The organism is Amycolatopsis sp. NPDC051045 (assembly GCF_040682955.1).
GTDB lineage: Bacteria > Actinomycetota > Actinomycetes > Mycobacteriales > Pseudonocardiaceae > Amycolatopsis.
Window position 1 is genome coordinate 120,879 of the sequence record NZ_JBFBCC010000005.1, and the last position, 16,291, is coordinate 137,169.

Below are 16,291 nucleotides of genomic sequence, written 5' to 3' on the forward strand. Positions count from 1 at the left end.
TGAGAAGACGATGGACAACGAGGAGAAGCTCCGCTACTTCCTCAAGCGGGTGACGGCCGATCTGCAGGACACCCGCCGCAGGCTCCACGAGGCGCAAACCACCGAACCCGTCGCGATCGTCGGCCTGGGCTGCCGGTTCCCGGGTGGGGTCCGCACCCCTGCGCAGCTGTGGGAGCTGGTCGAGGGCGGGCAGGACGCCATCTCCGGGTTCCCCGAGGACCGCGGGTGGGAGCTCGGCTCGCTGTACGACCCCGACCCGGAAGCGCCGGGGACGTCGTACGTGCGCGAAGGCGGCTTCATCGAGGGCGTCGCGGACTTCGACGCCGGGTTCTTCGGCATCTCGCCGCGCGAGGCGCTGGCCATGGACCCGCAGCAGCGGCTGCTGCTGGAGACGTCGTGGGAGGCCCTGGAGCACGCGGGGATCCGCCCGCCGTCGCTGAAGGGCAGCCGGACGGGGGTCTTCGTCGGCTCCAACGGCCAGGACTACGGCACCCTCATGCTCAGCTCCGCCGAGGCGCTCGAAGGGCACCTCGCCACGAGCAACGCGGCCAGTGTCCTTTCCGGACGCGTCGCCTACGCGTTCGGCCTGGAGGGACCGACGCTCACGGTCGACACGGCGTGCTCGTCGTCCCTGGTGGCGCTGCACCTGGCGGTGCAGGCCCTGCGGCAGGGCGAGTGCGACCTCGCGCTCGCCGGCGGGGTGACCGTGCTGCCGACCCCGGGCTCGTTCATCGCGTTCAGCCGGCTGCGCGGCCTGGCCCCGGATGGCCGGTGCAAGGCGTTCGCCGAATCCGCCGACGGCACGTCGTGGGGTGAGGGCAGCGGCGTGGTCGTCGTGGAGCGGCTGTCCGACGCGCGCCGCCACGGGCACCCGGTTCTGGCGGTCGTGCGGGGTTCGGCGGTGAACTCCGATGGTGCGTCGAACGGCCTGACGGCGCCGAACGGTCCTTCGCAGCAGCGGGTGATCCGGGCGGCGCTGGCCGACGCCGGTCTGTCCACTTCGGACGTCGATGCGGTCGAGGCGCACGGCACCGGGACGACGCTGGGTGACCCGATCGAGGCTCAGGCGCTGCTGGCGACCTATGGCCAGGAGCGTGAGACGCCGTTGTGGCTGGGCTCGGTCAAGTCGAACATCGGCCACACCCAGGCCGCGGCCGGGGTCGCCGGCGTCATCAAGGTGGTCATGGCGATGCGCCACGGCGTCCTGCCGCCGACCCTGCACGTCGACGAACCCTCGTCGCGGGTGAACTGGTCGGCGGGGTCCGTGGAACTGCTCACCGAGCGCCGCGAGTGGCAGCCGGACCGGCCGCGCCGGGCCGCGGTCTCGGCGTTCGGCATGAGCGGCACCAACGTGCACACGATCCTGGAGGAGGCCCCGGCCGAAGACCGGCGCGCCGCCGGACCCGACGAGCCCGGGCAGGTCGTGCCCTGGGTGCTGTCGGCCCGGTCCCCGGAGGCCCTCCGGGCCCAAGCCGCGGCGCTGGCCGACGGCGTGGGGGACCGCCCGGCCGGTGACATCGGGCTCTCCTTGGCCACGACGCGGTCCGCGTTCGACCACCGCGCGGTGGTCGTCGGCGACCGCCCCGGCCTGGTCGCCGGGCTCACCGCGCTGGCCGAGGACCGCCCGGCGCCCACCGTCGTCAAGGGGACGGCCGCCCCGGGCAAGGTCGCGATGGTGTTCCCCGGCCAGGGATCCCAGTGGGCCGGGATGGCCGTGGACCTGCTGGCCGAGTCGCCGGTGTTCGCCGGGCGCATGGCCGAGTGCGCGGCCGCTCTGGCGTCCTTTGTCGACTGGTCGCTGACCGACGTCGTCCGGGACGCCGCGATGCTGGACCGCGTCGACGTCGTGCAGCCCGCGTTGTTCGCGGTGATGGTCTCGCTCGCGGAGCTGTGGCGCTCCTACGGCGTCGAGCCCGCCGCCGTCGTCGGGCACTCGCAGGGCGAGATCGCCGCCGCCGTCGTCTCGGGTGCACTGTCCCTCGAGGACGGTGCCCGCGTTGTCGCCCTGCGCAGCCAGGCGATCCTGGCGCTGGCGGGCGAAGGCGGCATGGTCTCGATCGCCGAGCCCGCCGACGCGGTGGCGGCCCGGATCGCGCCCTGGGGCGAGCGGCTGTCGATCGCCGCGATCAACGGCCCCGCCGCGGTGGTCGTCTCCGGGACGCCCGACGCGCTCGACGAACTGATGGCGGCCTGCACCGATGTCCGCGCGAAGCGGGTCCCCGTGGACTACGCGTCGCACTCGCCGCAGGTCGAACGGATTCGCGAACGCCTCCTCGAGGTCCTGGCTCCGGTCTCGCCCCGGCCCACCACGATCGGCTTCTTCTCGACGGTCACCGGCGCCTGGATCGACGGCACCGACCTGGACGCCGGGTACTGGTACACCAACCTCCGCCGTCCGGTCCGGCTCGACACCGCCGTGGCCGCGCTGACCGAGCAGGGCTTCCGCACCTTCGTCGAGGCGTCGCCGCACCCCGTGCTGACCATGGCGATCGGCGGCGACGAGGTGACCGCGCTCGGCTCGCTGCGCCGTGAGGACGGCGGGCTCGCCCGGTTCTGCACCTCCCTGGCCGAAGCCTGGGTGCACGGCGTCGAGGTCCGCTGGGACGACGCTTTCCCCGGTGCCCGGCGCACCGAGCTGCCCACGTACGCGTTCCAGCACGAGCGCTACTGGCCGCGGCTGGTCGCCGTCGGCGACGCGGGCGGCCTCGGGCTGACCCCGGCGGAGCACCCGCTGCTCGGCGCCGTGGTCGGTCTCGCGGACTCCGGCGGCGCAGTGCTCACCGGAAAGCTCTCGCTGTCCAGCCTGCCGTGGCTGGCGGATCACCGCGTCGGCGGCGAAGTCCTGTTGCCGGGCACGGCGTTCGTCGAACTCGCGCTCCGCGCCGGCGACCAGGCGGGCCGGCGCACGCTGGACGAGCTGACCCTGGAAACCCCCTTGGTGCTGCCCGCCCACGGCGGGGTTCAGCTCCAGGTCTCGGTGACCGACGACGGTGACCTCGCCATCCACTCCCGCCCGGACGAGTTCACGCCGTGGACCCGCCACGCCACCGGCCTCCTGACCGAGGACGCTCCCACCGCCGAGCCCTGGGAAGCCTGGCCGCCCGCCGGAGCCGAGCGCGCCTCGCTGGACGGCTTCTACCCGGCCATGGCGGCCACCGGCGTCGACTACGGCCCGGCTTTCCGCGGCCTGCGCGCGGTGTGGACCCGGGGGAGCGAAGTCTTCGCCGAGGTCGAACTGCCCGAGGCCCTGCGGGCCGAGGCGGCCCGGTTCGGCCTGCATCCGGCACTGCTCGACGCGGCTCTGCACGCGGCCGGGTTCGGTGCCCTCACCGTGGCCGGCGACGGGCCGAAGCTCCCGTTCGCGTGGAGCGGTGTTTCCCTGACCGCGTCCGGCGCGACCGTGCTGCGGGTGGCGCTGACGCGGGTGTCCGGCGACGCCGTCGCGCTGACCCTGGCCGACGAAACCGGCGTCCCGGTCGGCGAGGTCCGTTCGTTGACGCTGCGGACACCCGCCAAGACCGACCCCACGCGTGACGCGCTCTTCGAAGTCGTCTGGCCCGAGCTGACCGTCACCGACGTGACCACCGGCTTCACGGTGTTCCGGGTCCCGGGCGGTTCGGTGCGGGAGGTGACCGCGGCGGTCCTCGCGCGGCTCCAGGAGGGGCTCACGTCCGACGAGCTGCTGGTCGTCGCCACCTCCGGCGCGGTCTCGGTCGGCGGCGAGGACGTCACCGACCTCGCCGCCGCGGCCGTGACCGGCCTGGTGCGATCGGCTCAGGCCGAGAACCCCGGCCGGTTCGTGCTCGTCGACGCCGGCGAGGTCCCGGCCGAGCTGCCGCTCGGGGAGCCCCAGCTGGCCCTGCGCGCGGGGAAGTGGCACGTCCCCCGGCTGGCCCGGGCGTCCACTGTGGACGAGACACCGGCGTGGGGTGACGGCGCGGTGCTGATCACCGGAGCGTCCGGCCTGCTCGGCGGCCTGATCGCCCGGCACCTCGTCACCAGCCACGGTGTCCGGCGACTGCTCCTGCTGTCCCGCCGCGGACCCGCGCCGGAGCTCGTCCACGAACTCACCGCGCTGGGCGCCACCGCGACGGCCGTCGCCTGCGACGCCGCCGACCGCGCGCGGCTGGCGGCGGTCCTGGCCGAGCACGACGTCTCGGCGGTCGTGCACGCGGCCGGGGTGCTGGACGACGGCGTCGTCGAATCCCTCACCCCGGACCGCCTGGACACCGTCCTGCGGCCCAAGGCCGACGCGGCGCTCAACCTGCACGAACTCACCTCGGACCTGTCGGCGTTCGTCCTGTTCTCCTCCTTCGCCGCCACCATGGGCGGCGCGGGCCAGGCCAACTACGCCGCCGCGAACGCCTACCTCGACGCGCTCGCGCAGCACCGCCGCGCACAAGGGCTGCCCGCGGTCGCTCTGGCCTGGGGGCTCTGGGCCGAGGCCAGCTCGATGACCGGGCACCTCGCCGAGAGCGACCTCCAGCGCATGGCGGGCGCGGGCATGACCCCGCTGGACACCGAACTCGGTCTGGCGCTGTTCGACCGGGCGGTGGCCGCGGACCAGGCCGTGCTCGCGCCGGTCCGGCTCGAACTCGCCGCCCTGCGCCGTCAGCCGGTGACGCCCGCGCTGCTCCACGGCCTGCTGCCCCCGCCGCGACGGCAGGCGACGGCCGCGACCGGCCCGTCTTCGTTCGCCGGCCGGCTCGCCGGGCTCGGCGCGGACGACCGCGTCCGTCAGGTCCTCGACCTCGTCCGCGGGCTCGTCGCGGGCGTGCTCGGCTACGCCTCGGGAACCGCCGTCGAACCGGCGCGCGCGTTCAAGGAACTCGGCTTCGACTCGCTGACCGCCCTCGAGCTGCGCAACCGGCTCGCCGCCGAGACCGGCCTGCGGCTGCCGGCGACGCTCGTCTTCGACCACCCGACCCCGCAGGCACTCACCCGGTACGTGGTCGAGCGGATCTGCGGGGAATCGGCGCCGGTGGTGGTGCGGGAGCGCCGGGTGGACGGCGACCCGATCGTCGTCGTCGGCATCGGCTGCCGCTACCCCGGCGGGGTCCGGAGCCCGGAGGACCTCTGGGACCTGGTCGCCGAGGGCCGCGACGCGATCGCCGGTCTCCCGGACGACCGCGGCTGGGACGCCGACGCGCTCTACGACCCCGACCCGGACCACCCGGGCACCAGCTACGCCAAGGAAGGCGGATTCCTCTACGACGCCGCCGACTTCGACGCGGGCTTCTTCGGCATCTCGCCCCGCGAGGCGCTCGCCATGGACCCGCAGCAGCGGCTGCTGCTGGAGACGTCGTGGGAAGCCCTGGAACGCGCGGGCATCGACCCGGAGTCGCTGCGCGGCAGCCGGACCGGCGTCTTCACCGGCGTCATGTACTCCGACTACGCGTCCCGGCCGCTCGCCGTGCCCGAGGGCGTCGAGGGCTTCCTCGGCACCGGCAGCTCGGCGAGCGTGGTCTCCGGCCGCGTCGCGTACGCGCTCGGCCTGGAAGGCCCGGCGATCACCGTGGACACGGCGTGCTCGTCGTCGCTGGTGGCGCTGCACCTGGCGTGCCAGGCGCTGCGCCAGGACGAGTGCGATCTCGCGCTGGCGGGCGGCGTGACGGTGCTCTCGACGCCGGGCGTGTTCATCGACTTCAGCCGGCAGCGCGGCCTCGCGGCCGACGGCCGGTGCAAGTCGTTCGCCGACGCGGCGGACGGCACCGGCTGGGGCGAAGGCGCCGGAATCCTCGCGGTGGAAAGGCTTTCCGATGCCCGGCGGCTCGGTCACCCGGTGCTCGCGGTGGTCCGCGGCACGGCGGTGAACTCCGACGGCGCGTCGAACGGCCTGACCGCCCCCAACGGCCCTTCGCAGCAACGCGTGATCCGCGCGGCGCTGGCCGGGGCCGGGCTGCAACCGTCCGATGTGGACGTCGTGGAAGGCCACGGCACCGGCACGACGCTCGGCGACCCGATCGAGGCGCAGGCGATCCTGGCGACCTACGGCCAGGACCGGCCGACGCCGTTGTGGCTGGGGTCGCTGAAGTCCAACATCGGGCACACGCAGGCGGCGGCCGGGGTCGGCGGCGTCATCAAGATGATCATGGCGATGCGGCACGGCATTCTGCCGCCGACGCTGCACGTGGACACCCCGTCGTCTCATGTGGACTGGACGGCCGGCGCGGTGGAACTGCTGACCGAGGCCCGGGAGTGGGCGACCGACCGGCCGCGGCGAGCGGGGGTGTCGTCGTTCGGCGTCAGCGGGACCAACGCGCACGCGATCCTCGAGCAAGCTCCCTCGCTGCCGCCGGTCGTCGCCGAGCGCGGCGATACCGGCGTGCTGCCCTGGGTGTTGTCCGGCCGGAGTGAAGCCGCGTTGCGCGCGCAGGCCGCTCAGCTGCTGGCCGTCGCCGATCACCCGGCCGACGTCGGGCTGTCCCTGGTTTCCTCGCGGAGCCGGTTCGCACACCGTGCCGTCGTCCAGGGGGCCACCACCGACGAGTTGCTGAGCGGGCTGGCCGCACTGGCGGACGGGCGATCCGCGCCGAACGTGGTCACCGGCCGCGAACGGCCCGGCCGGCTCGCGGCGCTGTGCACCGGTCAAGGTGCGCAGCGCGTGGGCATGGGCCGGGAGCTGTCCGAGCGGTTCCCGGTCTACGCCTCGGCCTTCGATGCGGTGCTCGCGCACTTCGGCCCGGAGCTGCGCGAGGCCTTCGACGACGCCGAACTGCTGAACCGCACGGAGTTCACCCAGCCCGCCTTGTTCGCGGTCGAGGTCGCGCTGTTCCGCCTCGTCGAATCGTTCGGCGTCCGCCCGGACTTCGTGGCCGGCCACTCGATCGGCGAAATCTCCGCCGCCCACCTCGCCGGGGTGTTGTCCCTCGAGGACGCGTGCCGCCTGGTCGCCGCCCGTGCCTCGCTGATGCAGGCCCTGCCGCCCGGCGGGGCGATGGTCTCGATCGCCGCCCCGGAGTCCGCAATCGTCCTGACCGGGGGCGTGTCGATCGCGGCGGTCAACGGCCCGGAGTCGGTGGTCGTCTCCGGCGCCGAGGCCGAGGTGCTGGCGATCGCGGCGCAGTTCCCCAAGACCAAGCGGCTGAAGGTCAGCCACGCCTTCCACTCGCCGCTGATGGCCCCCATGCTCGAGGACTTCCGCGCGGTTGCCGAGACCTTGACCTACCACCCGGCGGAAATACCGGTGATCTCGAATGTGAGCGGTGCTCTCGCCGAACCGTTCACCGCGGACTACTGGGTCCGCCACGTGCGCGAGACCGTCCGGTTCGCCGACGCCGTGCGAGCCCTCGAAAGGGAGGACGTGACGACGTTCCTGGAGCTGGGCCCCGACGGCGTGCTCAGCGCGATGGCCAAGGAAACCCTCGGCGGGAGCTGTGTCGCCGTCCCGGTGATGCGGCGTGATCGCGACGAAGAGAGAGCACTGATCTCTGCACTGAGCACTGCTCACGTCCAGGGTGTCGACGTCGGCTGGGCGCCGTTCTTCCCGGGTGCCACCCGGGTCGACCTGCCCACGTACGCCTTCCAGCGGAGCCGCTACTGGCTCGACATGGTGCTGCCGGACTCGGCGGTGGTCGAAGAGACCGCGGTGCCACAGGCCGAGCCGATCACCGGGCGCCTGGCGGACCTCCCGGCCGGCGAGCGCCCCGGGTGGCTCCTCGAGTGGGTCCGGGCGGAGGTGGCGGCGACGCTGGGCCACCCGTCGGTGGACGCGGTCGAGCCGGAGTCCGCGTTCGCCGAGCTGGGGTTCACCTCCCTCGGCGTCGTCGAACTGCGCAACCGGATCAGCGCGGCGACCGGCCTCGAGCTGCCCGCCGCGCTGGTCTGGGACTACCCGACGGTCGCCGAGCTCGCCGGCCACCTCTTGGCCAACGTCTCCCTGACCTCGGCGGACCCCGGCGGCTCGCTGGGGACGCTCCTCCGGACGGCCCGGGAAAGCGGCCGCACGGCCGAGTTCCGGACGTTCCTGAGCACCGCCGCGCAGTTCCTGCCCGCGGCCCCGTGGACGCCCCGGCTCCGGCGCGCGACAACGGGCGCGTCCCGCCCGCTGCTGTTCGCGTTCGGCACGCTGACCGGCTCGACCCGGTGGTGCGAAGACGTCACCGCGCGGTTCGACGGCGTCCGCGAGACGTGGCTGCTGCCCGCACCGGGCTTCGACGGCGAGACCCCCGCTCCCGCCGACCTGGCCACGCTGGTCGCGACGGCGGCCGAAGCGATCCACGCCCAGGCGGACGGCGAGCCGTTCGTCCTGCTGGGGTCGGGCTCGGGTGCGCTGCTCGCCGCCGCCGTGGCGGACACCGCCGGCGCGACCGGGGTGGTGCTCGCCGACCCGGCGGAGGTGGAGTTCGACGAGCTGCCCGAGACCGTGCCGGACGCCGGATTGACGGCCGTCGGGGCCTACCTGCGGCTGTTCGGCGCACCGCTCGCCGAGCCGCGGGTGCCGGTGCTGACCCTGAAGACGGGGGAGGACGTGGCGGATGCGGCCCGGCAGATCCACACCTGGCTGGTGGAGGAGTTGCCCGCGCCGTGCCGGTGACCGGGATGATCCGACCTCATATCTGATGTTTCGTGCACCGCACCTTGACGCTCGATTGGAAGGACCTTTTACTAACCGGAGGTCGCCCCCTTCACCTCACCTCCGGGAGCACGCATGTCCACACTCCGGCGCCTCGCGAGCGCGGCCGCCGCGCTCGCGCTCGCGGCCAGCGGTCTCGTCCTCGGTTCACCCACGGCGTCGGCCCTCGAAAACGGCCTGCTGCGCACCCCGCCGATGGGCTTCAACAACTGGAACTCGACGCAGTGCCGCGCCGAGTTCGACGAAGCGATGATCAAGGGCATCGCGGACATCTTCGTCGGCAAGGGCCTCAAGGACGCCGGCTACACCTACGTCAACATCGACGACTGCTGGGCGCTGCCGTCACGCAACTCGGCGGGGAACCTGGTCCCGGACCCGGCGCGGTTTCCCAGCGGCATCAAGGCCCTCGCCGACTACGTGCACGGCAAGGGGCTGAAATTCGGCATCTACACCAGTGCCGGCACGAAGACCTGCAACAAGGCCGGCTTCCCCGGCGCGTTGGGGCACGAGCAGCAGGACGCGAACCTGTTCGCCTCCTGGGGTGTCGACTACCTGAAGTACGACAACTGCAACAACCAGGGCGTCGACGCGCAGCAGCGGTACAAGGCGATGCGGGACGCGCTCGCGAAGTCCGGCCGCCCCATCGCGTACTCGATCTGCGAGTGGGGCCAGAACCAGCCGTGGACGTGGGCCGCGCCGGTCGGGAACCTGTGGCGCACCACCGGCGACATCTCCGACAAGTGGTCGAGCATGATCGGCAAGGCGCAGGCCAACCGCGGCCTCGCGCAGTACGCCGGCCCCGGGCACTGGAACGACCCGGACATGCTGGAGGTCGGCAACGGCGGGATGACCGCGGCGGAGTACCGCACGCACTTCAGCCTGTGGGCGATGATGGCGGCGCCGCTGCTGATCGGCAGCGATCTGCGCAAGGTGTCGGACGACAACTTCGCGATCTTGAAGAACACCGACGTCATCGCGCTCGACCAGGACCCGCTGGGCAAGCAGGCGACCGTGCTGAGCGCGAACGCGGGCCTGGTCGTCTACAGCAAGGTGCTGGCGGACGGCGACCGCGCGGTGGCGCTGTCCAACGAAACGACGGCGACGGCGACGATCGGCACGACCGCGTCCGCCACGGGCATCGGCAGCGCGTCCACGTACACGCTGAAAGACCTGTGGAGCAAGGCCACCCGGACGACCACCGGCACGATCAGCGCGTCGGTGCCCTCGCACGCGACGGTGCTGTACCGCGTGTCTCGCGCCGGTGGCTCGACGCGCTATGAAGCCGAGTCCGCTTCCCTCTCGGCGGGCGGCACGATCGACGCGAACCACGCGGGGTACTCGGGCACCGGCTTCGCGAACGGCGCCAACGCCGTCGGCAGCTACGTCGAATGGCAGGTGACGGGACCGGTGTCGGCGCTGACGTTCGGCTACGCGAACGGCACGGCGGCGGCCCGCCCGGTGGACATCTCGGTCGACGGCACGGTGGTGGCCACGGCCGTGCCGTTCCCGGCGACCGGCGCCTGGACGACGTGGAGCACGGTCGTCCGGCCGATCGCCCTGCCCGCCGGTGCGCACGCGGTCCGCCTGACCGCGACGACGGCCGACGGCCCGGCGAACCTCGACTACCTGGACGGCTCTCCGTAAGCTTCTCGTATGGCCGCCGCGGCCGAGGACTACCTGGCCGAGCTGCGGGAGTCGTAGGACTGCCGGGCCGTCTCGACCTTCTCGAGATTGCCCGACCATTCGGCGAGCGTCGCGAACAGCGGGCCGAGGCTGCGGCCCAGCTCGCTGATCTCGTACTCCACTCGCGGCGGGACCTCGGCGTGGTAGGTCCGCACGACGAGGCCGTCCCGTTCCAGCTGCCGCAGCCGCTGGGTGAGCACCTTGGGCGTGATCGTGGTGATGCGGCGCTGCAGTTCGACGAACCGCTGCCGGCCGTACTCGTGGAGCGCCCACAGGATGGGGGTGGTCCAGCGGCTGAAGACGATGTCCACCACCGGGGCGATGGGGCAGGCCAGCTCGGGTGTGGTCTCGGTCACTTCGGGGCCTCCAGCCAATACTTTCCTCTAGGTACCTACTATACCGATGAATGTAGCGTCGTTCCCATGATCATGGTTGTGGGAGCGACGGGAAATGTCGGAGCACCGCTGGTGCGGGCGTTGGCGGCGGCGGGTGAAGAGGTGACGGCGGTGTCCCGCCGGATCACCGAGGTGCCACCGGGAGTGGTGGCGCGTCAGGGGGAGCTGGCTTCGACGCTGTCTTTCGAAGGCGCGACGGCGGCGTTCTTGATGGCGCCGCCGGGGTTTCGGGGTGCCTTGGAGCCGGTGCTGGTGCGAGCGCGGGAGGCCGGCGTCGAGCGGGTGGTGCTGCTGTCCTCGCAGGGGGTCGGAACAGGCCGGCACCCGGCGGTGTTCGAGGAGGCGGTGCAGGCCTCGGGTCTGAAGTGGACGGTGTTGCGCCCGGCCGGTTTCGCGTCGAACGCTTTCCAGTGGGCGGAAAGCGTGCGCACCCGGCGCGAGGTGGCGGCGCCGTTCGCCGAAGTCGCGTTGCCGGTGATCGACCCGGAGGACATCGCTTCGGTGGCGGCGGAAGCTTTGCGTTCTCCGTCGCACGCGGGCGAGACGTACGTATTGACCGGCCCGTCCCTGCTGTCCCCGCGCGACCAGGCGGCGGCGATCGGCGAAGCGGTGGGGGAGCCGGTGCGGTTCGTTCCGCAGACCCGGGAGGAAGCACGCGCGGTGCTGCTGGGCTTCATGCCGCCGGAGATCGCGGACTCGACGCTGGCCATCCTGGGCACGCCGACGCCCGAGGAGCAGCGGGTGAGCCCGGACGTCTCGCGGGTACTCGGCCGCCCACCGCGCCCCTTCGCCGACTGGGCATCGCGCTTCGCGGGGGCGTTCAAGTGACGGTCTTGGCATACCGCGAGACGGGCAGCGGGGAGCCGCTGGTGTTCCTGCACGGCAACCCGACGTCGTCTTACTTGTGGCGCAACGTGATGCCGTCGCTGCCGGGGCGGCGGCTGGCGCCGGACCTGATCGGCATGGGCGATTCCCCCAAGCCGAACATCTCCTACACATTCGACGACCACGCGCGTTACCTCGACGAGTGGTTCGACGCCCTGTCCTTGGACAACGTGGTCTTGGTGGGTCATGACTGGGGCGGCGCACTGGCGGCGGACTGGGCGTCCCGGCACCCGTCGCGGGTCCGCGGCCTGGCGTTCACCGAAGCGGTCCTGAAGCCGATGTCGTGGGAGGAGTTCCCACCGGCGGGCGCGGAGCTGTTCCGCGCGATCAAGACCCCCGGCGTCGGCGAGTCTCTGGTGGGGAACTTCCTGGCCGGGCTCCCGCCGGAGTACGCGCGCCCGTACCCGACTCCGGAGTCGCGCGTCCCGTTGCTGAAGTGGGCGCGCTCGTTGCCCCTGGGCGGCGAACCGGCTGCGGTGGTGGCCCGCATCGAGGCGTTCGGCAAGTGGCTGGGGTCTTCGCCTTCGATTCCGAAGCTGCTGGTCACGTTCGAGCCGGGTCCCGACACGATGTTGACGCCCTCGATGGTCGAGTGGTGCGCTTCGACGTTCGCGTCGATGGAGGTGGTGAGCCGTCCGGAGAAGACGGGCCACCACACCCCGGAGGACCAGCCGAAGGCGCTGGCGGAGGCCCTGTCGACCTGGCTGACGAGCGCCGCCGTCCGGCGCGAACTCGAGCCGGGCACCAGCGGGTAGCGGATCGCACCAACCTCACCAAGCCGACCACGCCAACGCTGTCAACAGGAGGTCGAGGCACCGTGGGGGGTCCGGGGGGCCACCGCAGCCCGGCAGGCGCCCGGTTCCGCGCCTGCCGGGCCCGCGATCACCGGCCCGGCGCCCACCGCGACGGCGATCAGGGCGACAGCCACGCCTTCCGTCTCACGAGCCGAAATCCCTTCCTGGTTCTCGACAACGGGTCAAGCGCGGCCGCGACGCACTCGCGCGCCGCGGCCGCGTCCCCCGGATCAGCTCCACGCGCTGCAGTTGTAGAGCCACTTGTTGTCCTTCAGACGGCACACCCGGACCTTGGCGATGTCCGTGTTCCGGTAGTTGAAGCCGATGCCGTGGGTCAGCCCGCCGCCGCACGCCCGCTGGTCCAGCAACGTGTAGCGGTAGCCGTCCAGTGCCACCTCGGCGACGGCGCAGTAGCCGTCCTTGTCGCGGTCCTCGACCTCTCCGCTGACGCGACCGGAATAGGGTGCCTTGCCGCGCCAGCGCAGCGTTCCGTAGTACCGGGCGCCCCGCGTTCCGCCGTCCTTGGAGTAGATGTCGATCCACCGCGACCCGCCCGCCTGGGCACTGCCTTCGTCGGAGGGCGGGTCGTACGGCGCGACGGTGCCGATCGGCTCCGCTCCCGGTTCGGCGGCGGTCGCAGCGCCGGACGGCGCGGCGAAGGCGGCGAGCGCGGCCAGCGATGAGACGGCGATCGCGGCGGGCTTGCGGATCGACGCGAGCTGGGCAGACAACATCGGTTTCCCCTCTCCTGCCGTCGCGGGCTGCGGCGGCTCGGGGACGAACCTACGGACCGGCGCGGGGGGATTTCGTCTGCCGCGGAGTGGAGATCCGCCTGTGCCCGCGGCGGCATGGTGGGCCGTTCGTCAACTTCGGCGGTATGCCCGGGATTGGACGCGACCGCGGGCCGAGCTGGTTAGGCTCGGCCGGTGCACCGGATGGAGTTCGTGCGGCGGTATCCGCGGGCCGTGGACCTCGCGCTGGCCGTGACGATGCTCGCCATGATGGGCGCGGTCGGCGCGCTGTACCGGCCGCCCGGGCATCGCGGGTTCGACGCGTGGGCCGTCCTCCTCACCTGCGTGATCTGCCTGCCTCTAGCCGCCCGCCGCGTCCGCCCGATGCCCGCGCTGCTGGGGAGTTCCGCCGCGTACGTGGTGTACGCGGCGCTCGGCTACCTGCCCGGTCTGCACCTGTGGGGTCCGGTGCTCGCCTTCTACAGCCTCGCGGCGGCGAAACCGCGGTGGCAGACCGCGATCGGTGCCGTGGTCACCGCCGTCGTCGTGCTGTGCAGTGGACTCGCGTTGCACGCGCCGCTCGCCGCAGTCGTCGCCGAAGCGGTCGCCGTCACCGCCGTGGCCTGGGGGCTCGGCGGCGTCGGCCGCCGGCTCGCCGAGCGGAACGAGCAGCTGGCGGAAGCCACCGAGCGGCTGCGCTGCGACCAGGCGCGGCGCATCGAGCGGGCCCTGACCGAGGAACGGCTGCGGATCGCCAGGGAACTGCACGACGTCGTCGCGCACCACATGTCGATGATCTCCATGCAGGCCGGTTTGGCCGGCTACGTGTTCGACACCGATCCGCCGACGGCGCGCGCCGCCGTGGACACCATCGGCGCCGTCAGCCGGGAGGCGCTGGAAGAGATGCGGCGGCTGCTGGTCCTCCTGCGGGAGAACGACGGCGCGGGCACCGGCGGGGAACCCGAGCCCGCGCCCGGGCTGAACCAGCTGGCGCCACTGGCGGGCCGGGCTCGCGCCGGAGGCGTCGAGGTCAGCCTGGAAACCAGTGGTGACCTGGAAAACCTGCCGTCGGGGCTGCAGCTCACCGTGTACCGGATCGTCCAGGAGGCGCTGACCAACGCGATCAAGCACGCCGGACCGGGCCCGGTGGCGATCGCCGTGCACCGGCTGCCGCACGCGGTGACCGCGACGATCCGCAGCGGGCCGGGGTCGGCCACGCGGGAGGAGCCGGGAGGATACGGCGTAATGGGCATGCGCGAACGCGCGAAGCTGTACGGTGGAACGGTTACCGTGGGCCCGGGACCGGACGGCGGGTTCGCGGTGGAGCTGGCGCTGCCGCTGTCCTGATGCGTCCACCGGGGGACTTTCGAGATGACCACCACCGTGCTCGTCGTCGACGACCAGCCGCTGGTCCGCGCCGGTCTGGCGGCCCTGCTGCGCGCGGCGCCGGGGCTGGAGGTCGTCGGCGAGGCCGCGGACGGCGAACAGGCCGTCGCCCGCGCCGCGGCGACCCGGCCGGACGTGATCCTCATGGACGTGCGCATGCCCGGCGTCGGCGGGGTGACGGCCACGCGCCGCATCCTGGCCGGTGCCGAGGATCCCGCCCCGCGCATCCTGATCCTCACCACGTTCGACATCGACGAGTACGTCTACGAAGCCCTCCGCGCCGGTGCGGCGGGCTTCCTGCTGAAGGAAGCCGAACCGGCCCGCCTGGTGCACGCGATCCACACCGTGGCCGCCGGCGACCTGCTCTTCGCGCCCACCGTCACGCGACGCCTGATCGAAACCTACGTCCAGCACCACGCCCCGGCCCGCGGCGACCACCCGCGGCTCGGCACGCTCACCGCCCGGGAGCGCGAAATCCTCTGCCTGGTCGGCACGGGCCTCACCAACCGGGACATCGCCGGGCGGCTCATGATCAGCGAGGGCACGGTCAAGACCCACCTGAACCGCGTCATGACGAAGCTCGACCTGACCAGCCGGGCCCAGGCCGTGGTGCTGGCTTACGAAACCGGCCTGATCACCCCCGGTGCGCCGTCCGGTTCACGGTCGTCGTGACTTCTTGCCGCGACCCACGATCGCGGACTGTGTGACCCGCGTAAACTCGACCCCGCGGTCTACGGGCGGGGGGCAGCGGTTTGAGTGCCCAGTACACGGTGACCCGGCGGGTGCTGGTCGTCGCCTACGACGATGCGCAGATCCTCGATGTCGCCTGCTCGAGTGCGACGTTCGAAATCGCGAACGAATATGGGGCGAGTCCGCCGTACGCGGTCGAGCTCGGGTCGGTGACGGGGAGACCGGTGCGCAGCTCGTCCGGGATCGGCCTCTCCGGGGGCCGGAGGCTGGCGTCGGTGACCGGCCGGATCGACACGATGCTGGTCGTCGGCGGCCACGGCACGGAGACGGCGATGACCGACGACGGGCTTCTGACGCAGGTGCGGCGGCTGGCGCCCCGCAGCAGGCGGATCGCCTCGGTGTGCCCTGGCGCGTTCGTGCTGGCCGCGGCGGGTCTGCTCGACGGTCGCCGGGCGACCACTCATTGGGGCTACAGCGAGCTGATGGCCTCGATCTTCCCTGCCGTCACCGTGGACCCGGCCCCGCTCTATGTGCGTGACGGGAACGTCTACACCTCCGCCGGTGTCACGAGCGCGCTGGACCTCGCGCTGGCGCTGGTCGAGGACGACCACGGTCCCACGCTGGCCCGCGAGGTGGCCCGGGAGATGGTCGCCTACCTGCACCGGCCCGCTGACCAGGCGCAGATCAGCACGTTCTTGGCGCCCCCACCAGGCGATCGGGTCGTGCGGGACCTGGCGGGGTACATCGCCACCCACCTCGCCGAAGATCTCAGTCCGCCGGCGCTGGCGGCCCGCGCCGGGGTCAGCGTCCGGCACCTTACGCGGCTGTTCACGAGCCAGTGGGGTGTCACGCCGGCGCGCGCGGTCCGGATGGCGCGGACCGAAGCTGCCGCTCACCTGGTGCGCGGCAGTGAACTATCGCTGGCCGCGATCGCCCGGCGCTGTGGGTTCCGGTCGGCGGAGACGTTGCGGCAGGCGTTCCTGAGCCGTTACGGGATGACCGGAGACAGGATTCGCAGGATGGCGGACATGCCGCCACCGCTGGGCAAGGAGGTTCCCGAAACTCTCCGGAGTGAGGGGCGGACACGCGAGCTGTAACCGGTGTCCCGGAGGCCATTGTCCGGGCTTCGCGTGCCACGCCCCACCGAACCGG

Annotated in this window: 9 protein-coding genes; 7 read left to right on the plus strand and 2 right to left on the minus strand. The window is 72.7% G+C overall.

Going from position 1 to position 16,291, the window contains the following annotated elements; translation table 11 throughout:
• The first annotated feature begins 10 nt into the window (after window positions 1-10).
• On the plus strand, window positions 11-8,536 hold the full coding sequence (locus tag AB0M80_RS14345) for an SDR family NAD(P)-dependent oxidoreductase (protein WP_364563798.1): 8,526 nt from the start codon (window positions 11-13) through the stop codon (window positions 8,534-8,536).
• A 114-nt stretch (window positions 8,537-8,650) separates the two neighbouring features.
• Window positions 8,651-10,219 (plus strand): carbohydrate-binding protein, encoded by a 1,569-nt coding sequence (locus AB0M80_RS14350; protein WP_364563801.1) that lies wholly within the window; start codon window positions 8,651-8,653, stop codon window positions 10,217-10,219.
• Between the two features lie 29 nt (window positions 10,220-10,248).
• Here AB0M80_RS14350 and AB0M80_RS14355 read toward each other — a convergent pair whose 3' ends face one another.
• Entirely contained in the window at window positions 10,249-10,614 is a 366-nt protein-coding gene (locus tag AB0M80_RS14355; protein ID WP_364563804.1) for a helix-turn-helix domain-containing protein, read from the minus strand.
• A 66-nt stretch (window positions 10,615-10,680) separates the two neighbouring features.
• Here AB0M80_RS14355 and AB0M80_RS14360 point away from each other — a divergent pair, with 66 nt between their 5' ends.
• Both AB0M80_RS14360 and AB0M80_RS14365 read left to right on the plus strand, forming a co-directional pair.
• Complete coding sequence (locus tag AB0M80_RS14360; RefSeq protein WP_364563807.1) at window positions 10,681-11,481, plus strand: NAD(P)H-binding protein; 801 nt, start codon at window positions 10,681-10,683, stop codon at window positions 11,479-11,481.
• Entirely contained in the window at window positions 11,478-12,293 is an 816-nt protein-coding gene (locus AB0M80_RS14365; protein WP_364563810.1) for an alpha/beta fold hydrolase, read from the plus strand. Before AB0M80_RS14360 ends, AB0M80_RS14365 begins: the two co-directional genes overlap by 4 nt.
• Before the next feature lie 269 nt (window positions 12,294-12,562).
• On the opposite strand, the gene AB0M80_RS14370 is transcribed toward AB0M80_RS14365, so the two are convergent.
• Window positions 12,563-13,066, minus strand: coding sequence for a hypothetical protein (locus tag AB0M80_RS14370; protein WP_364563812.1), 504 nt, complete (start codon window positions 13,064-13,066; stop codon window positions 12,563-12,565).
• A 201-nt stretch (window positions 13,067-13,267) separates the two neighbouring features.
• Between AB0M80_RS14370 and AB0M80_RS14375 the strand changes: the two genes are divergently transcribed.
• From AB0M80_RS14375 to AB0M80_RS14385, 3 genes are all read left to right on the plus strand, one after another.
• Entirely contained in the window at window positions 13,268-14,410 is a 1,143-nt protein-coding gene (locus AB0M80_RS14375; RefSeq protein WP_364564763.1) for a sensor histidine kinase, read from the plus strand.
• A 24-nt stretch (window positions 14,411-14,434) separates the two neighbouring features.
• Entirely contained in the window at window positions 14,435-15,121 is a 687-nt protein-coding gene (locus AB0M80_RS14380; protein WP_364563815.1) for a response regulator transcription factor, read from the plus strand.
• 110 nt (window positions 15,122-15,231) lie between these two features.
• Window positions 15,232-16,236, plus strand: coding sequence for a DJ-1/PfpI family protein (locus AB0M80_RS14385; RefSeq protein WP_364564765.1), 1,005 nt, complete (start codon window positions 15,232-15,234; stop codon window positions 16,234-16,236).
• Window positions 16,237-16,291 lie beyond the last annotated feature (55 nt).